19 protein-coding genes are annotated in these 18,502 nt (G+C 52.9%); 5 read left to right on the top strand and 14 right to left on the bottom strand.

The window, feature by feature from the left end:
* Positions 1-5: 5 nt before the first annotated feature.
* Positions 6-1,166: a glucans biosynthesis protein MdoC gene (gene mdoC, locus OGX81_RS16615; protein WP_012132882.1), complete on the bottom strand. Its 1,161-nt coding sequence runs from the start codon at positions 1,164-1,166 to the stop codon at positions 6-8.
* Between the two features lie 271 nt (positions 1,167-1,437).
* On the opposite strand from mdoC, the gene mdoG reads away from it, so the two are divergent.
* The 3 genes from mdoG (at position 1,438) to OGX81_RS16600 (ending at position 5,846) form a co-directional block, all read left to right on the top strand.
* A complete protein-coding gene (mdoG, locus tag OGX81_RS16610) occupies positions 1,438-2,973 on the top strand; it encodes a glucans biosynthesis protein MdoG (protein ID WP_077956924.1) in 1,536 nt (511 codons plus the stop codon).
* Positions 2,966-5,494, top strand: a complete 2,529-nt coding sequence (gene mdoH / locus OGX81_RS16605) for a glucans biosynthesis glucosyltransferase MdoH (RefSeq protein WP_060815905.1) — start codon at positions 2,966-2,968, stop codon at positions 5,492-5,494. Before mdoG ends, mdoH begins: the two co-directional genes overlap by 8 nt.
* Before the next feature lie 124 nt (positions 5,495-5,618).
* A complete protein-coding gene (locus OGX81_RS16600; RefSeq protein ID WP_024130446.1) occupies positions 5,619-5,846 on the top strand; it encodes a YceK/YidQ family lipoprotein in 228 nt (75 codons plus the stop codon).
* Here the strand turns inward: OGX81_RS16600 and OGX81_RS16595 are convergent, their stop codons facing one another.
* From OGX81_RS16595 to OGX81_RS16585, 3 genes are all read right to left on the bottom strand, one after another.
* Positions 5,847-6,221, bottom strand: a complete 375-nt coding sequence (locus OGX81_RS16595) for a MysB family protein (RefSeq protein WP_012132878.1) — start codon at positions 6,219-6,221, stop codon at positions 5,847-5,849.
* 81 nt (positions 6,222-6,302) lie between these two features.
* On the bottom strand, positions 6,303-7,523 hold the full coding sequence (mdtG, locus tag OGX81_RS16590) for a multidrug efflux MFS transporter MdtG (protein WP_104868805.1): 1,221 nt from the start codon (positions 7,521-7,523) through the stop codon (positions 6,303-6,305).
* A gap of 164 nt (positions 7,524-7,687) precedes the next feature.
* Positions 7,688-8,608, bottom strand: a complete 921-nt coding sequence (locus OGX81_RS16585) for a Kdo(2)-lipid IV(A) acyltransferase (protein ID WP_047457570.1) — start codon at positions 8,606-8,608, stop codon at positions 7,688-7,690.
* Positions 8,609-8,826: 218 nt separating this feature from the next.
* On the opposite strand from OGX81_RS16585, the gene trhO reads away from it, so the two are divergent.
* Positions 8,827-9,879 (top strand): oxygen-dependent tRNA uridine(34) hydroxylase TrhO, encoded by a 1,053-nt coding sequence (gene trhO / locus OGX81_RS16580; protein WP_071258242.1) that lies wholly within the window; start codon positions 8,827-8,829, stop codon positions 9,877-9,879.
* 168 nt (positions 9,880-10,047) lie between these two features.
* On the opposite strand, the gene OGX81_RS16575 is transcribed toward trhO, so the two are convergent.
* From OGX81_RS16575 to mdtH, 10 genes are all read right to left on the bottom strand, one after another.
* A complete protein-coding gene (locus OGX81_RS16575; protein WP_012132872.1) occupies positions 10,048-10,623 on the bottom strand; it encodes a YceI family protein in 576 nt (191 codons plus the stop codon).
* A complete protein-coding gene (locus OGX81_RS16570) occupies positions 10,620-11,192 on the bottom strand; it encodes a cytochrome b (RefSeq protein ID WP_012132871.1) in 573 nt (190 codons plus the stop codon). Before OGX81_RS16570 ends, OGX81_RS16575 begins: the two co-directional genes overlap by 4 nt.
* A 262-nt stretch (positions 11,193-11,454) precedes the next feature.
* Positions 11,455-11,568 carry a YceO family protein gene (locus tag OGX81_RS16565; protein WP_047457560.1) on the bottom strand — a complete coding sequence of 38 codons (114 nt, stop codon included), beginning with the start codon at positions 11,566-11,568 and terminating at the stop codon, positions 11,455-11,457.
* Positions 11,569-11,618: 50 nt separating this feature from the next.
* The gene (solA, locus tag OGX81_RS16560; protein ID WP_058668994.1) at positions 11,619-12,737 is read right to left on the bottom strand and encodes an N-methyl-L-tryptophan oxidase; all 1,119 of its coding nucleotides are present in this window, start codon (positions 12,735-12,737) and stop codon (positions 11,619-11,621) included.
* A gap of 194 nt (positions 12,738-12,931) precedes the next feature.
* Positions 12,932-13,186 (bottom strand): biofilm formation regulator BssS, encoded by a 255-nt coding sequence (gene bssS, locus OGX81_RS16555; RefSeq protein WP_012132867.1) that lies wholly within the window; start codon positions 13,184-13,186, stop codon positions 12,932-12,934.
* A 289-nt stretch (positions 13,187-13,475) separates the two neighbouring features.
* The gene (gene dinI, locus OGX81_RS16550; RefSeq protein ID WP_012132864.1) at positions 13,476-13,721 is read right to left on the bottom strand and encodes a DNA damage-inducible protein I; all 246 of its coding nucleotides are present in this window, start codon (positions 13,719-13,721) and stop codon (positions 13,476-13,478) included.
* A gap of 78 nt (positions 13,722-13,799) precedes the next feature.
* Positions 13,800-14,843 carry a dihydroorotase gene (gene pyrC / locus OGX81_RS16545; protein ID WP_058668995.1) on the bottom strand — a complete coding sequence of 348 codons (1,044 nt, stop codon included), beginning with the start codon at positions 14,841-14,843 and terminating at the stop codon, positions 13,800-13,802.
* 105 nt (positions 14,844-14,948) lie between these two features.
* Positions 14,949-15,509 (bottom strand): lipoprotein, encoded by a 561-nt coding sequence (locus OGX81_RS16540; RefSeq protein WP_024130445.1) that lies wholly within the window; start codon positions 15,507-15,509, stop codon positions 14,949-14,951.
* Positions 15,510-15,631: 122 nt separating this feature from the next.
* Complete coding sequence (grxB, locus tag OGX81_RS16535; RefSeq protein WP_024130444.1) at positions 15,632-16,279, bottom strand: glutaredoxin 2; 648 nt, start codon at positions 16,277-16,279, stop codon at positions 15,632-15,634.
* 63 nt (positions 16,280-16,342) lie between these two features.
* Positions 16,343-17,551 carry a multidrug efflux MFS transporter MdtH gene (gene mdtH / locus OGX81_RS16530; RefSeq protein ID WP_071258238.1) on the bottom strand — a complete coding sequence of 403 codons (1,209 nt, stop codon included), beginning with the start codon at positions 17,549-17,551 and terminating at the stop codon, positions 16,343-16,345.
* Between the two features lie 360 nt (positions 17,552-17,911).
* Here mdtH and rimJ point away from each other — a divergent pair, with 360 nt between their 5' ends.
* Complete coding sequence (gene rimJ, locus OGX81_RS16525; protein ID WP_024130443.1) at positions 17,912-18,496, top strand: ribosomal protein S5-alanine N-acetyltransferase; 585 nt, start codon at positions 17,912-17,914, stop codon at positions 18,494-18,496.
* Positions 18,497-18,502: the final 6 nt, after the last annotated feature.

Genomic DNA, 18,502 nt, shown 5'->3' with positions numbered 1-18,502 from the left:
GCAGCTTAACTGGCGACAGCCTTGCTGTTATCACGTTTAACCGCGGGTTTGCCCGAAAATAAAAATTTCAGTACGGGAACCCGTAAATGCAGTTCATACAGAACCAGCGCAATACCGATAACAAAGACCAGCCCGCATAAAAAGCCCAGCAGATTCGACGTAATATGCGGCGTAATATACGCGCCGAAAAACAGCGTTAGTGGATGATGCACCAGATAGATGAAAAGCGATGCATTCACAAAATAGGTGACGCGAGCGGACTGGAAATTAAGTAAACGGTGGCCCAGCGAAAAGACCACGTTAACCATCCACAATCCCATCAGCATGGTAATGACGTATTCTGTTTCATACATCCAGGCATCGCCGCTGCCATAACGCTGGTTCAGCAGGTAGGCAACGAAGGCGAGCGCCGCAGCCAGCGTGCATCCGCGTGACGGTACGGTAAACAGCGCTTTCAGCGCCGGGTTGATGAATGCCAGCGCGCCCAGGATAAAGAAAGGGAGATAAAACAGCGTTTGCATGACGACGAAATTGAACATGCCATCGCTAAGAATAGAGGGATAAATGATAAAAATGGCGCGTCTCAGCGCGGCGTAACCGACGCCAAGGATAAAGAAGATAAGCGTCAATTTGGTCATCGAAACGGCGGCGAATAACGGCTTCGTTGTGCGTTCCGCGCTTTTTTTGATTTGGCTGAATGCCCACATGCTCAGGGTTGTTAATACAACAAGCACTAATAAAAACCACAGATGAGAAATTAATTCCCAGGCCAGCGTATTGTATTTCTCATACAAAGAAAGCGTGTGCCAGTTCTCGGTTTTTCCTTTGACAAATTGCAGCATGATAAATTGCGGCAAGGTGAGTAAAGGAATGGCCGTCAGCATAGGAATACCTACGCGTTCAACACGCACTTTCCACCAGCGTTTTAATGGATAACGCAGGAATAACATGTACGAAAAATAACCGGAAATAACAAAAAAGACCTGCATGCGAAATGCGTGGACAAAATCGTTAAACAGGGTCAGCCACCATGAGGGCTCTGCGCTGTTGATATGCCAGGTATGGCTTGAATAGATCAACGAGATATGAAAGGGGATCCCCAACAACATCAGCCAGGCGCGGATGGAGTCAAGAAAATATTCACGCTGTGGAGGTACTGGATTCATAGATAGATACATATTCTCAGACTTTTCGTCTTATCCCTGGGACGAATAATGTTTACATTCGGGGGCAACCCTACACGAAGTCCAACAACCTGTCTCCAGGATAAGCACGCAAAGTGAAAACAGGAGCAAAACCTGCTTAATCCATGAGCCAGCGCGCTGAACAAAGCCGGGATTCAGTTGTCGGATTGCCTGATTATCCATTAAAATGGATCGGATCGATATAAGCACACAAAGGGGGAAGTGCTTACTTATTATGAAACATAAACGACAAATGATGAAAATGCGTTGGTTGGGCGCGGCGGTAATGTTAACGCTGTACACATCGTCGAGTTGGGCGTTCACCATCGATGATGTTGCAAAACAAGCTCAATCCTTAGCCGGTAAAGGCTATGAGGCGCCGAAAAGTAACTTGCCCTCCGTTTTCCGCGACATGAAATATGCGGACTATCAGCAGATCCAGTTTAACCGTGATAAAGCGTACTGGAGCAATATCAAGACCCCATTCAAGCTCGAGTTCTACCACCAGGGTATGTACTTCGACACACCGGTCAGGATCAACGAAGTTACCGCGACGACGGTAAAAAGAATCAAATACAACCCGGACTATTTCAATTTTGGCGATGTTCAGCATGATAAAGACACCGTCAAAGACCTCGGCTTCGCCGGGTTCAAAGTGCTGTACCCGATCAACAGCAAAGACAAAAATGATGAAATCGTCAGCATGCTCGGTGCCAGCTATTTCCGCGTCATTGGCGCAGGCCAGGTCTATGGTCTTTCCGCGCGTGGTCTGGCGATTGATACCGCGCTGCCTTCCGGTGAGGAATTTCCCCGCTTTCGCGAGTTCTGGATTGAGCGTCCAAAACCGACTGACAAACGTTTGACCATCTATGCGTTGCTCGATTCCCCGCGTGCGACCGGGGCATACCGCTTCGTCATCATCCCTGGGCGTGACACCGTGGTGGACGTTCAGTCGAAAGTCTACCTGCGTGATAAAGTCGGTAAACTGGGCGTTGCGCCGTTAACCAGCATGTTCCTGTTTGGGCCGAACCAGCCGTCTCCGGCAACCAACTATCGCCCGGAATTGCACGACTCTAACGGGTTGTCTATCCATGCGGGCAACGGTGAATGGATCTGGCGTCCGCTGAATAACCCGAAACATCTCGCGGTGAGCAGCTATGCGATGGAAAACCCGCAAGGGTTCGGCTTGCTGCAACGCGGTCGCCAGTTCTCGCGCTTTGAAGATTTAGACGATCGTTACGACCTGCGCCCAAGCGCCTGGATCACGCCGAAAGGCGAGTGGGGCAAAGGGAAAATCGAACTGGTGGAAATTCCGACCAACGATGAAACTAACGATAACATCGTGGCCTACTGGACGCCGGATCAACTGCCTGAAGCAGGCAAAGAGATGAACTTCAAGTACACCATGACGTTTACCCGCGATGAAGAGAAACTTCATGCGCCGGAGAATGCCTGGGTTCAGCAGACGCGTCGCTCTACGGGCGATGTCAAACAGTCTAACCTGATTCGCCAGCCTGACGGCACCATCGCCTTCGTCGTGGATTTTGTCGGCACAGATATGAAAAAGCTGCCGCAGGATACCCCTGTCACGGCGCAAACCAGTATTGGCGATAACGGCGAAATCGTTGAGAACTCAGTGCGTTATAACCCGGTGACGAAAGGCTGGCGTTTGACGCTGCGCGTAAAAGTGAAAGACGCGAAGAAAACCACTGAAATGCGTGCTGCGTTGGTGAATGCCGATCAGCCGTTGAGTGAAACCTGGAGCTACCAGTTACCTGCCAATGAATAAGACAACTGAGTATATTGACGCAATGCCGCTTTCAGACAGTGAGAAAGCGGCGCTGCCGAAAACGGACATCCGCGCCGTCCATGAGGCGCTGGATGTTGAGCATCGAGCTTACTCGCGAGAAGACGATTCACCGCAGGGATCTGTTAAAGCGCGCCTTGAGCAGGCCTGGCCGGATTCGCTGGCCGAAGGGCAACTGATTAAGGATGATGAGGGACGCGATCAGTTGCAGGCAATGCCGAAAGCGACGCGTTCTTCTATGTTCCCCGATCCCTGGCGCACCAACCCGCTGGGTCGTTTCTGGGACCGCTTGCGCGGCCGGGACGTGACGCCGCGTTATCTCTCCCGCCTGACGAAAGAAGAGCAGGAGAACGAGCAAAAATGGCGTACCGTCGGGACAATCCGCCGCTACATCCTGTTGCTGCTGACGCTGGCGCAGACGGTGGTTGCGACCTGGTATATGAAGACCATTCTTCCTTATCAGGGCTGGGCGCTCATTAATCCTGCCGACATGATCGGGCAGGATCTGTGGGTCTCCTTTATGCAACTGCTGCCGTATGTGCTGCAAACCGGCATCCTGATCCTGTTCGCCGTGCTGTTCTGCTGGGTGTCTGCGGGGTTCTGGACCGCGCTTATGGGCTTCCTGCAACTGCTGATTGGCCGCGATAAATACAGTATTTCGGCGTCAACGGTGGGAAATGAGCCGCTGAATCCAGAGCACCGTACCGCGTTGATTATGCCTATCTGCAACGAGGACGTTGACCGCGTGTTCGCAGGGCTACGCGCTACGTGGGAATCGGTTAAAGCCACCGGCAATGCAGCGCATTTCGACGTCTATATCCTGAGCGATAGCTACAACCCCGATATCTGCGTGGCGGAACAAAAAGCGTGGATGGAGCTGATTGCTGAAGTGCAGGGCGAAGGACAGATTTTCTATCGCCGTCGCCGCCGTCGTGTGAAGCGCAAAAGCGGCAATATCGATGACTTCTGCCGTCGCTGGGGCAACCAGTACAGCTACATGGTGGTGCTGGACGCTGACTCGGTGATGACCGGCGAGTGTCTGAGCGGCCTGGTACGTCTGATGGAAGCGAACCCGAATGCCGGGATCATTCAGTCGTCGCCGAAAGCGTCCGGTATGGATACGCTGTATGCGCGTTGCCAGCAGTTTGCTACCCGCGTGTACGGCCCGCTGTTTACCGCCGGGCTGCACTTCTGGCAGCTAGGCGAGTCGCATTACTGGGGCCATAACGCGATTATTCGCGTGAAGCCATTCATCGAACACTGTGCGCTTGCGCCGCTGCCGGGCGAAGGATCGTTCGCGGGTTCCATCCTCTCGCATGACTTCGTGGAAGCGGCGTTAATGCGTCGTGCAGGGTGGGGCGTCTGGATTGCCTACGACCTGCCGGGTTCGTATGAAGAACTGCCGCCGAACCTGCTGGATGAACTTAAGCGTGACCGCCGCTGGTGTCATGGCAACCTGATGAACTTCCGCCTGTTCCTGGTGAAAGGGATGCACCCGGTTCACCGTGCGGTGTTCCTGACGGGGGTCATGTCTTACCTGTCGGCGCCGCTGTGGTTCATGTTCCTGGCGCTTTCCACCGCCTTGCAGGTGGTTCATGCGTTGACCGAACCGCAATACTTCCTGCAACCGCGCCAGCTGTTCCCGGTCTGGCCGCAGTGGCGCCCCGAACTGGCGATTGCGCTGTTTGCATCCACGATGGTGCTGCTGTTCCTGCCGAAGCTGCTGAGTATTATGCTCATCTGGTGTAAGGGCACAAAAGAGTATGGCGGATTTGTGCGCGTAACGCTGTCGCTGCTGCTGGAAGTGCTGTTCTCTGTGCTGCTGGCGCCGGTACGCATGTTGTTCCACACGGTGTTTGTGGTGAGCGCATTCCTCGGCTGGGAAGTGGTCTGGAATTCACCGCAGCGTGACGATGACTCTACCCCGTGGGGTGAAGCCTTCATGCGTCACGGTTCCCAGCTGCTGCTCGGCCTGGTATGGGCGGTTGGCATGGCCTGGCTGGATTTACGTTTCCTGTTCTGGCTGGCGCCGATTGTCTTCTCGCTGATCCTGTCGCCGTTTGTGTCCGTGGTTTCCAGCCGTTCAACGGTAGGCTTGCGCACCAAACGCTGGAAACTGTTCCTCATCCCGGAAGAGTATTCCCCGCCGCAGGTGCTGGTGGATACTGACAAGTACCTGGCGATGAACCGCAATCGCACGCTGGATGACGGCTTTATGCACGCGGTGTTTAACCCGTCGTTTAACGCGCTGGCTACGGCGATGGCTACGGCCCGTCACCGCGCCAGTAAGGTGCTGGAGATTGCGCGCGACCGCCATGTGGAGCAGGCGCTGAATGAAACGCCGGAAAAACTGAATCGCGACCGCCGTCTGGTGTTGTTGAGCGATCCGGTGACGATGGCGCGTTTACACTATCGCGTCTGGAATTCACCGGAAAGATACTCATCGTGGGTTAACTACTATCAGGGTATCAATCTGAACCCACTGGCGTTACAGAAGAAGTAAGCCGTAGCGGCCTGATAAACGTGGCGTTTATCAGGCCGACAAATATGCGCTGACAATTATCTGAAAATACCGGCCTGCTGCCGGTATTTTTTTATACTGAACAAAACGACGAATGAGGTATCCGGTGCGAATAATCGTGGTTGGCGTAATGGCACTACTTCTGAGCGGGTGCGGCAGCATCATTAGCAGGACGATCCCCGGACAAGGGCACGGCAATCAATACTATCCCGGCGTGCAGTGGGATGTCCGGGATTCCGCGTGGCGCTATGTCACGGTTCTCGATCTGCCGTTTTCACTGGTTTTTGATACGCTGCTGCTGCCGCTGGATATACACCACGGCCCTTATGAGTAGTTAACGCTCATCCCACTCATCCGCCGCAGTCTGGCCTTCTTCGGTATCCAGAGGCGGCTCGAGCTGAAATTCACCGTCATCCCACTCATGCAGAGTGTTCTCTTCCAGCCACTCCTGACGAATCTCTATCTCATCATAATCGCCGTCAAAGACGCTTTGCGCCGCTTCGCCACTCAGCATTGGCAGACATTCGCCTTCTTCGCCCTCATCGGCAAAAAACTCGGCTTGCCACATGATGTCGCCATCCTGTAGCACGTATTTCTGGATATTGAGTTGTTGAACATTGGCTTCATCTTGTTCGAGTTCCGGGTTGTCAGCCAGAAACTCTTCACGGGCTGCATCAATGGCTTCTTCCAGCGTGGCGTACATAGTCATCACTGTCTCCCTTTGATTTGATGAGGTATTCAGGGAAAGAATAGCTGATTCTCCGGTTTTGCAAGTATGAAAGCGCAAAAATCATTTTGCCGCGAGGGTCTCTCTGCGCCGCCGCAGGCTGTTCCACGAATAAATTGCGTTGAACAACACGACGCCTGCGGTGACGCAAAACACGGCGCGAAAACCGTAGCTGGCAGAAATAGCTGCCCCCATTAACGGGCCTGTGACGTTGCCAATATCGCGAAATGACTGGTTGTAACTGAAGATGCGCCCGGCGATCTGATTGCTGGCGTTATAGACCAGCAGAGTCTGTACGGCAGGGAGCAGGGCGCCGTCCGCCGCGCCAAGTAAAAAGCGCAGCACGCCAAGCTGCCAGGGCGTTTGTACGAATGACATCGGGATCAGCAGCAGGACAGAGATAATCAGGGCGGTAATCAGGATCTTTTCGGGGCCAATGCGATCGCCCAGTTTGCCGAGCCGGGGCGCGCTGAGCAACGCCGCAACGCCGGGCACCGAGGCGATCATTCCGCTGATAAATGCGATATTGCTGACGTTACCGGCTAGCTCTCTCACATATAACGTCAGAATAGGCGCGATCGATCCGGTTGCAACCTGAATGATCAGCGTGGTGACGAACAGACTCAAAACCAGCTTTGGGTTTTTTAGTGAGCCAACGACCTCCCGGACGTGCAACATCTCCTTTTTGCTGACAGGCTGAAAACGCTCGCGAATAAAAAAGAGCGTCAGTAAGAAACAGACCAACAGCACGCTGGCGGTGATGAAAAAGACAGGGCGTAATCCGTACTGGTCGGCAAGTAATCCGCCCGCCAGAGGGCCGAGCAATGCGCCGCTGACGCCGCCAGTAGAAAGCGTTCCTAACGCCCAGCCGCTCTTATTACGCGGCACCTGAGTGGCGATAAGCGCATTTGCGTTTGGCACAAATCCGCCGAGCAGACCTAACAATGCGCGCAGGATCAGAAACTGCCAGATGTTCTGCGCCAGCCCCATCAGCAGCATAACCATCGCCATGCCGAGGGCTGAGCGCAGCAGCATGATCTTTCGCCCTTTGCGATCGGCCAGCCCGCCCCAAAAAGGCGAGGCAATAGCGGAAAACAGGAAGGTGATACTGAAAACCAGCCCCGACCACATATTCAGCGCGCTGTGGCCCGTTACGCCGAGCTGCTCAACGTAGAGGGGTAAAAATGGCATCACCAGGCTAAACGCCACGCCGGTCAAAAAACAGCCCAGCCAGGCTACGGTGAGATTGCGTTTCCAGTTTATGGGGACATCAGAGGGTGACATAGCGATCCGCAGTGTGATGCGCTGTTTGCGCTATCATCAGAATAAAAATAAGGCAATACTCTCTTATTATGCGCCTGCCTGCTGAGGGCGGCAATGTGAGTAGCTTTTAAAGCTAAAAGAGGCGATTGAGAAGGTGCAACCGTCGCCCGGCTGCACCTGATGAATCAGTAACGGGAAGGCATACCTTCAGGACGCGTTTTGAAACGGCGGTGCAACCACATGTATTGCTCGGGCGCCATCATGATGCATTTCTCTACGATCGTGTTCATCCAGGCTGCGGTGGTTTCGGCGTCATCCAGCGGTGGTGAGCATTCCGGCGGCAGGAGAATCAGCTCATAGCCTTTGCCATCGGGTTTACGACGCGGAACAAACGGCACCAGACAGGCGTTGGACATTCGGGAGAGCATCCAGGTTCCTGACGTGGTGGCGGCCTGTTCCACGGCAAACAGCGGGACAAACACGCTGGCGCGCGGGCCATAGTCATGATCCGGCGCATACCAGACCACTTCACCTTTTTTCAGCGCTTTGATCATGCCTTTCAGGTCTTTGCGATCGAGCATCGACTTGTTGGAGCGCATACGTCCCCAGGTTTGTAGCCAGTCGAGCAACGGATTGTCATTCGGACGATAAACGCCAATGCCAGGCTGTTGCAAACCAAACTGGCGCGCGCCCAGCTCCAGCGTCAGAAAGTGCAGGCCAACCAGCAGAATCCCTCGCTCCCGGGCCTGAACGTCGCGGATATGCTCAACGCCGCTGACATCTGTCCAGCGTGAAATACGGCGGTCGGACCAGAACCAGGCCATGCCGGTTTCCATCACGCCCATCCCGACAGACTCGAAGTTCTTCACCACCATCTGGTGGCGTTCTTGCTCGCTCATCTGCGGAAAGCACAATTCAAGATTACGATAGGCGATGCGGGCGCGGCGCTTCATAAAACGCAACGCCAGACGTCCCATTGCACAACCCAGTTTGTAAATCACCGGGTAGGGCAATTGCACGACCAACCAAAGAGCACCAATACCCAGCCAGGTTAACCAATAACGTGGATGCAGTAGCGCAACGGAGAACTTAGGTAAATTCGTCATCTCTATCCTGTCTGTAAACGAGCAATTCCCTGTATTGTCGCATTTTTTCGTGTACAGCAAAAATTTGTGGTTGGAGAACGACGATAAAAGCGGCAATTGTTGTTAATTTCTTAGTATGAAGAATGAAATGTAGCGCAAAATGTGTGGATGTAAATTGGCGATGTTTGCTTTATGATGCCGCCCGATTTCATTTTTACTGATTGCAGGATACGTACACCATGCCAGTGTTACACAACCGCATTTCGAACGATGCGCTTAAAGCCCGGATGTTAGCTGAAACGGAGCCGCGCACGACCATCTCTTTTTATAAATACTTCACGATCGTCGATCCGCAGAGCACGCGCGACGCGTTGTACCAGATGTTTACCTCGCTGAATGTTTTTGGTCGCGTTTATCTGGCGCGTGAAGGCATTAACGCACAGATCAGCGTGCCGCAAAGTCAGGTCGCGACGTTTCGTGAGCAACTGTATGCGTTTGATCCCGCATTAAACGGCTTGCGTCTGAATATTGCGCTGGACGATGACGGTAAGTCCTTCTGGGTGCTGCGTATGAAAGTACGCGAGCGGATTGTGGCCGATGGTATCGACGATCCGAATTTTGATGCCAGCGACGTTGGCGAGTACCTGAAAGCGGCGGAAGTGAACGCCATGCTGGACGATCCTGATGCCGTGTTTATCGACATGCGTAACCACTACGAATATGAGGTGGGGCATTTCGAAAATGCGCTGGAAATTCCGGCTGATACGTTCCGCGAGCAGTTGCCGAAAGCTGTTGAAATGATGCAGGAGCATAGAGACAAGAAAATCGTCATGTACTGTACGGGCGGTATTCGTTGTGAAAAAGCCAGCGCCTGGATGAAGCATAACGGTTTTAACAAAGTGTGGCACATTGAGGGCGGCATCATTGAGTACGCGCGTAAGGCGCGCGAGCAGGGACTGCCGGTGCGTTTCATTGGTAAGAACTTTGTGTTTGATGAGCGCATGGGAGAGCGGATCTCTGATGAGGTTATCGCGCATTGTCACCAGTGCGGCGCACCGTGCGACAGCCATACCAACTGTAAAAATGATGGCTGCCATCTGCTGTTTATTCAGTGCCCGGCTTGCGCCGAGAAGTTTAAAGGCTGCTGTAGCGAACTGTGCTGTGAAGAGAGCAGTTTGCCGGAAGAGGAACAGCGCCGTCGCCGCGCTGGCCGTGAAAATGGCAATAAAATCTTCAATAAATCGCGTGGTCGCCTGAATACCCAACTGGGCATTCCCGACCCGACGGAATAACGTAGCGCCATCCGGCATTACGCCCGGTGGCGCTTCGCTTACCGGGCCTACAATGTGTGCTGCTGTAGGCCGGATAAGGCGACGCCGTCATCCGGCATTATGCCCGGTGGCGCTCCGCTTACCGGGCCTACAATATGTGCTGAAGGCAATGCCGCCATCCGGCATTCGTTACTTCTGCTGTACGCCTTCCACCGAGATAATCAGATCGACTTCCTGCGATGCAGGGCCGAGGTCGGTGGTGATGTTGAAGTCTTTCAACTTAATTTTACCTTCCGCTTCAAAGCCCGCGCGTTTCCCGCCCCACGGATCGTCACCCTGGCCGATCAGCTTCGCTTCCAGCGTGACCGGTTTGGTGACGCCATTGAGCGTCAGGTCGCCGGTGATATCCAGCTCGTCGCCATCTTTTTTCACGCTGGTCGAGGTAAACGTCGCCTGCGGGAATTTCGCCACGTTCAGGAAATCAGCGCTACGCAGGTGCTTATCACGCTCCGCATGGTTGGTATCAACGCTGTTGGTGTTAATGGTGACGTTCACTTTATCCGCTGCCGGATTTTTTTCATCGAAGGTAAATGTCCCGTCGAAATCTTTGAACGTCCCGTACAGCCAGCTGTAACCCAGGTGCTGGATACGGAAGTTAACGAAGGCGTGTTGTCCCTCTTTATCAATTTTATAGTCTGCCGCGATTGCAGAACCAGTGGTGAATAACAGGGAAGCAAAAGTCAGTCCCAGCAGGCTTTTTTTCATTTTTCAACTCCATAGTCAGGCGACGATCTCCCCAGCATACGCTTCAGGGTGTCGTCTTTATCGATGAAATGGTGCTTCAGGGCCATTAGCCCATGCAGAACAGACAAAATCACAACGCTCCAGGCCAGCCACAGGTGCAGACTACCGGCAAGATCGGCCTGAGCGCCCGCGTCGGCCAGCGTGGCGGGCACGTCAAACCACCCAAACACGCTGATCGGTTTGCCGTCGGCGGTTGAGATCAGATAGCCGCTGATCACAATGGCGAAGAGCAGAAGATACAGCGCAAGGTGGCCCACCGCCGCACCCAGACGGGTCAGGCGTGAATAGCTTTTCAGCGCCTTTGGCGGTGGTGAGACGAAACGCCAGAAAACACGTATAACCAGCCCCATCATTAGCAGGATGCCGATACTTTTATGCAATTCCGGCGCCTGGTGATACCAGCCATCGTAATAGCTGAGCGTCACCATCCATAAACCCAGGGCAAACATGCCGTATACAACAATGGCGACCAGCCAGTGAAGCAATACAGAAATGGCGCCATAGCGCTGAGGAGTATTTTTGAATTGCATAAACACACCAATGGATATTTCAGGAGAGAATGAAAATGACCTGTTAGAGACATTAATGCAACTAATAAATAACAATCTTGGCGATATTTGTTTTTATTTCAATAAAATTGATTGAATTTGTCATTGTGCGTCAGAAGATTCGAGGTGATTAGCGGTTTTATCTATGCAGGGCAGGATGGCGGGAGGTTTCTTATTGGTCAAATTATTACAATGAAAGTTAGAGTAATCTCAGGTTTTGTCAATTTTTGTCAGCTGAAATAAATTAAAAGAACATGATATAAATAATGTCCATGATGGCCAGCAGCGACCATAAAATAACGTAGAGCATAAAATGCTCACGAATATTATTGATCAGATAGTGAAAAATACGACGCACAGCCTGACTCCTCAAAAAGAAACGGCCCCGTTTGCGAGGCCATTGGGTCATTATTGCGTAAAGCGGTTCAGTTTGAATGGCGTCAGGTCAAAAGCCGGCGATTTACCCTGCGCGAAATCGGCGGCAATCTCGCCCAATACCGAGGCGAACTTAAAGCCGTGGCCGCTCAGACCGGTGACGATCAGCGTATTATCATGTCCCGGTAATGTATCGATAATAAAATCTTCATCCGGGGAATTATCATAGGTACAGGCGGCGCCGTTCAGGCAGCAGCCAATGCCGGGCAGGATAGTGCGCAGGAAGGGGAACGCTTCGGAACCATCGCTGGCGACGGCGGCAAACGGCTTGCGCTCTTCCGGTGAGTGAATCAACTGACCACCGTTGTGTTTTCCTATTTTTAATGCGTCGTTTTCGGCGGGAAAACCGTAATACTGATCGCCGTTCGGGAGTTCTCCAGTGAACGCCGGGAAGTTATTTTTCATGCTGTAGCGCCCGTCAGCCTGATACCAGGCAAAAACTTTACGAACGGGCTGGATGGGGAGTTCCGGCACCAGCGCCTGTACCCATGTACCGGCACTGATCAGCACTTTCTTCGCGCGGTATTCGCCGTCAGCGGTTTCAACGGTAACGCCGTCGTTATCGTGATGAAGGGCGGTGACGGGGCAGTTAAAGAGCTGCGCGCAGCCAGCCTCTTCGGCAAGGCGAACCCAGGTTTTGATCGCCAGTTCACTGCGCAGAAAACCGGAGTCCGTTTCGAACAGGCCAATGTAGTTGTCAGGGACGCGAATTTCAGGCCAGCGCGCCATGATGGCGGCGGCATCCAGTTGCTCAACGTTTAACTGCCATTGCTGTGCGCTATGCGCCACGTTCGCCAGAAATGGCGAGTCCGCCGGGCCGAGGTTTATGACGCCGGAGCGAACGAAGATGGGATCTTCATTATGCGTTGAAAGCTCTTCCCATAACGTTTGCGCACGCAGCACCAGAGGAACGTATTTCTCACCCTCGCCATAAGCGTGACGGATTAACCGGGTATCGCCGTGATGGCTGCCCTGTTGATGTGGCGGCATATGGGCATCTGTCATCAGAACCTTCAGTCCGGCGCGAGTGGCATAATATCCGGCTGCGGCGCCGACGGAACCGCTGCCAATAATGATTAAGTCGTATTTCATCAGCTTCTCTCTGCTATCGCGATTATTGCAGGGTAAATAAGTGAATTGAGATATACAAGTTATACTCGTCATGCTTTCGGATTGCCGTCGCGTCGGCGCGTTTGTCGGCCGACTTTCTGTCAGTGGAATTATTGAGAGTATGAAACGATAAAGGCACCTTTTAAGGTGCCTTTGGGTGGAGGGGTCGCGTCACGTTAATGACGGCGATACTCATTTTCCTGGTAATCGCCAGATTCAATTTTGGCGATGCCTGCTTCTAATATCGAAATAAATTGTCTGGCAACATCGGTGGTTAACCAGAGCGTCTGACCAACTTCAGTCCCATCAGGGTCAGGGCGATTCGGGGTCTGGTAGTGCAAACGCAACATCAGCGCATCATAGCTGTCAACGGTGCTGATGTCCCATCCTACAAGCGGATGAGTCTGAATGACTTCATTATTCTTTTCCATTATGCCCCCTAATACGTGTTACAAGACAACGGTTTTCGAGGTTCAATGCGTGTTTTTTTCTGAAGCAACTTCAGTATATCAATAAATAAGGCTATTCACTGGAAATTTAAAGGGTGACAGAATAAATTTCTTCTTTTTAAGAATTATGTGCACAATAAAACAGCATGTTATTCATATTTTTTTGGCATGTTGTGCAGTTATTTTGAGTAATGGATTAAAAAGCGACCAGTTGCGCAAATAAAAAAGCCGGGGCGACCCGGCAAAAACGAACATTACTGCATATCATTTTTTATTCATTGACGAACCAGTCATCCGCGCTTTCCCAGGTTTCCTGTAGGATTTCGCTGATGCGTTCTTTATCCTCTTTTGTCGCGCCAATGACCGACAAATTGTTGGCTGCGGCATAACGGACGACAACATTGCCCGCGTTATCTGGAAAAGAGTGATGGATACGGCGGGAGAGTTCACCGGCCAGCGCGTCAATCGCGCCAGCAGGCAAAGGTGACGTTTTCGCTATAGTGACTTCAATACGCATAATGGCCCCCTGTTGAATATACTGTGTATTTATACAGTTAACCTTTCCGGCTTACAACAGTTGGCCACATTTTTTTTATTATTTTACTGACCAGCGTACGCGCTCGCCGCCGAGGAAGGGCACCAGTGAGTCATCGGCAAGCGTGATGCTTTCCGGGACGAGCTGCTCTTCGCGTACCAGTTCAACGTAGGTTTCATTGACCGGCAGGCCGTAGAACCGTGGCCCATTGAGTGAGCAGAACGCTTCAAAATGCGCGAGGGCGTTCATCTCTTCAAAGACCGTAGCGTAGCTGCCAAGCGCCGTCGGGGCATTAAAGCAGCCTGCGCAGCCGCAGCTGGTTTCTTTCCGATGACGGGCGTGCGGCGCGGAGTCGGTACCGAGGAAGGCACGGCTAAATCCGCTGGCAACCAGTTCACGCAAGGCCTGCTGGTGGACGTTACGTTTGAGGATCGGCAGGCAATACAGATGCGGGCGAATGCCGCCGACCAGCATATGGTTGCGATTAAACAGCAGATGCTGTGGCGTGATGGTGGCGGCTAACAGCTCGTTGCCGTCGCGAACGTACTCTGCGGCATCTTTGGTGGTAATGTGCTCAAACACGACCTTCAACGCCGTCAGACGCTGGCGCAGCGGCTCCATCACCGTTTCAATAAACCGTGCTTCGCGGTCAAAAATATCGATATCAGCATGGGTAACTTCGCCGTGTACCAGCAACGGCATGCCGAGTTTTTCCATGCGCTCCAGTACCGGCATGATCGTATCGACAGAGGTGACGCCGTGGCTGGAGTTGGTGGTCGCGTTGGCCGGATAGAGTTTTGCTGCGGTAAAGACGCCTTCGCGGAATCCGCGCTCAAGCTCATCAGGATCAAGCGTATCCGTTAAGTAGCAGGTCATCAGTGGGGTAAAGTCATGCCCGGCAGGAACGGCATCAAGAATGCGCTGGCGGTATGCGATGGCCGCATCGACCGTCGTAACAGGCGGCGCCAGGTTCGGCATCACTATCGCGCGGCCATAAATTTCACTGGTGTAAGGCACGACAGTTTTTAACATGTCGCCATCGCGAAGGTGAACGTGCCAGTCGTCTGGGCGGCGGATCTTTAAAACCTGGGATGGTGCAGTCATTAATATGCTCCGGCTGGGGGGATAGTCATTTTTGCCGGAAACCAAGGATAAGCGGAAACGTTTTCGTTTGCACGAAAAAAAAGGGCGCAAATGCGCCCTGGTGCGTTAGTCGGTGAACGGGATGATGATTTCGCCCGGTTTAACCTCTATGCCTTTGGCATATTTTTTCGCCAGCGCTTCGCCTTTGCTGCTGTCTTCACGCAAAACGTAGGCCGGTTGCTGATTAAAATAATTACGCAACGACTGATTCAGGTAAGGCATCAGCGTTTGCAGCACCGATTGCATTTTTTCCGGCGTTACGGTTGCATCCACCACTTCCATTTCTTGCAGATAAATCGCGCCTTTTTCTTTGTTAAAGACCGGTAGCGCTTTCAGCTTCAGTTTCATGGTGGCTTTCTGGCTGCCAAACAGGGAGCTCATATCCAGGTTCGCATCACCGGTTAGCGTGACTTTGTTGGGCTCTTCCCGGCCAATCTGGCTGCTGAGATTCGTCAGTACAATATGCGCATCCGCGATGCCCGGTAAGCCAATGTCTTTGGAAAAATTATTCCGTTTTTCAAGCGCCTGATTAATTTCTTGCTCGCTTACCGTGTACTGCGTGAGTTGGTTGCAGCCAACCAACAGGCCGCTAACCAACAATGCAGCGGCAAAGACAATCTTTTTCATGGGGTTCCTCAACATGATGCCCGTGTCGTAATCCTGACACAAAGCAGCATGTGGCACCAGCACGCCGCGCACCAGCAGAAAAAACTGAAAGGGTGGCGGCATGGCGCCTCCACCCACAAACATTAGAGGGCCATAGACGATAACAGGTTGATTTGCGTCTGTTTTGCCATGTTATCACGGTAATCAGCGACCCGGGTTGGCCAGTTTATGCCTGCGACCAGCGTCAGGTTACGTAATAACGGGAACAGATGAATATCGTCTTCAGACAGTTCACCGTTCACGGCATTAGGCTGCACAATCAATTTATCCAGCGCGCGCAGATCGTCGCTGATGTTTTTGATGAGCCCACTGGAATGCGCCAGATTTTCGCCAAAGTCGCCAATCATGGCCTCTTTTTTCTCAGTGAAGTATTTCCGCGCCGACGGCGTGGAAAACTCATCAAATGCCGATTTTGCGAAACGCGGAAGGAGCAGGCGATTGGCGTAACCGTTAACTTTGCGTAGCCACTCATCAATCGCGGGGTTCTGTTTTCCGATCAGCAAGGGTTTGCCGTCAAGGTTGTCCACATAATGGACGATATCCATACTTTCGGGCAGATAACGGCTGTCGTCCTTTTGCAGAATGGGCGCCATTTTTTTGCCGATCATGCGGGTGGGCGTTGCGTCGTCGTCGTTTGCCAGGACGTTTAGCTCAACGGGAATATTTTTCAGGCCGAAAATCATGCGGGCTTTGATGCAGAAAGGGCAGTGATCGTAAATATAAAGCTTCACGTTTCTCCTCCATTTAACTGTCGGTTCTCTTTCAGTATGGAGGAGATGAAAGCAGGTATCAAATCAGGCGCCTGGCTCCAGCATGCCGCGTGGCGTCCGTTTGTGGCTGAATTGCCAGCCGAGCGCAAGAAAGGTCATGATTCCGATTACCCCAAGCATCATCCAGGGCAGTTCAGGCTGTTGCAGCGCTTTCCCCATATCGAACAACCATCCTCCGCCGATATACCCTATCGCGCCGCCAATGGCTAAACCCAGTCGACTGAAGCCCATATAGCTGCCGCGCGCCCGCGCATCGGACAGCGAGGCGCTGAGCGTTTCACGCGCCGGTTCTGCAATGACCGAACCGATATAGAACGTGCAAATGAGCGTGAAGAGCTGCTGTAAATTACCGACCAGCCCGACAGGCAACATACTGAGCGACATCAGCAGCAGTCCGGCCATCAGGCGGTGCTCGAGGCGAAAACGTTTCTCGCTCCAGCGGGCGATTGGGTAGAGCAGCGTCAGCGAGAGGCAGGCTTCGATCGCATACATCCACTTGACGGCGGCCGGTGATCCCGCGATGTCATTGACCATGATGGGCAGCATCAGCATCACCTGTACGGCCAGCATGTAGTATCCCGCCAGGGTCAGTACGTAAGTCACGAACCGTTTGTCCGCCATGACGCGCCCCATGCCCTCGCGTACCGGGATTTTCACCGTTGACAGCTTCCACGCCGGAAGCAGCCAGGCGTTAAACGCGGCGCACAAAACGAACAGTACCGCCCCCGTCGCGCATACCAGACGAAAGTCATACTGCAACAACCAGCTACCCAATAGCGCGCCAGTCACGGCGCCCGCGCTGTCCTGCATCATCAACAGCGAAAAGAAACGACCGCGTTGTTCCGGGCGAATCAGCTTGACGACCAGCGCAGAGCGCGGCGGATCGAAAAGGGTGCCGCCAAGCCCGGAAAGAAAGCAGGAAAACCAGAGCAGCCAGGGCTCATGGGCGATCCCCATTGTCGCGAATCCGGCTGCGCGCATAAGCATCCCGGTAACAATCATTGGCTTCGCGCCAAAACGGTCGGCAATCGCGCCGCCAAAAATGCCCAGCCCTTGCTGGATGAACTGGCGCAGTCCGAGCGCAATGCCGACCATCAATGCCGCCCAGCCCATCTGGTCGACAAAGCGAATGGAGATCAGTGGAAACACCACGAAAAAGCCTAATACGACCAGCATATTATCGATGAGCAGGAAATATTTACCCAGGTTCCTGGCCTGCGAGACACGCGACATTTCCCCTCCCGGGAAAGACACTCGTCATCCTTCACGTCGCAGGCGCGTCGGCGGCGTTCGCGCTCCCCGGCCACGTATTTCTGTGCGCTTTCAGGGAGTGACTCGCTTGCCGCCGTCCTGCAACTTGAATTCTGTTGAGTTTAAAAGGTGAGCACCTTCTATTCTGCGGTGTCGGCGCGTTTTTTCCCACCTTTGCCGGGACAATATTTTTTTATCAAAAGTCCATCTTGATAGAGAGTTTTCATCAAAATGTGTGAATAAGCCAAAAAATGACGATTTGCACTTTTCACAGAGCGTACAGGCGCAGGTATAGTAACGTTATCAGGGTGTGAAGACGTTACGGGAAGGAGTAGGTATAGAATGTTTGGCTATCGCAGTAACGTGCCAAAAGTACGCTTAACAACCGACCGTCTGGTTGTGCGTTTAGTACATGAGCGTGATGCCTGGCGTCTGGCCGATTATTACGCGGAAAATCGTCATTTTTTAAAACCCTGGGAACCCGTTCGTGATGAAAGCCACTGCTATCCTTCGGGCTGGCAGGCGCGTCTGAGCATGATCGCCGAGTTTCATAAACAGGGTTCAGCGTTCTATTTCGCGCTGCTCGACCCGGAAGAGAAAGAGATCATCGGCGTGGCCAATTTTTCTAACGTGGTGCGCGGCTCATTCCACGCCTGTTATCTGGGATACTCCATCGCACAAAAGTGGCAGGGGCAGGGGCTGATGTATGAGGCCTTAACCTCGGCGATTCGCTATATGCAGCGTACGCAACATATTCACCGTATTATGGCTAACTATATGCCGCATAATAAGCGCAGCGGCGACTTGCTGGCGCGACTCGGCTTTGAAAAAGAAGGGTATGCGAAAGATTACCTGTTGATTGACGGACAGTGGCGCGATCATGTGCTGACGGCGTTGACGACGACTGAATGGACCCCCGGTCGCTAAGGAGAG

It is taken from the genome of Citrobacter sp. CK206 (assembly GCF_030333125.1).
GTDB classification, from domain to species: Bacteria; Pseudomonadota; Gammaproteobacteria; order Enterobacterales; family Enterobacteriaceae; genus Citrobacter_B; species Citrobacter_B koseri.
Note: the sequence above shows the minus strand (reverse complement) of the source record. Positions and strands in the feature narration are given on the sequence as shown.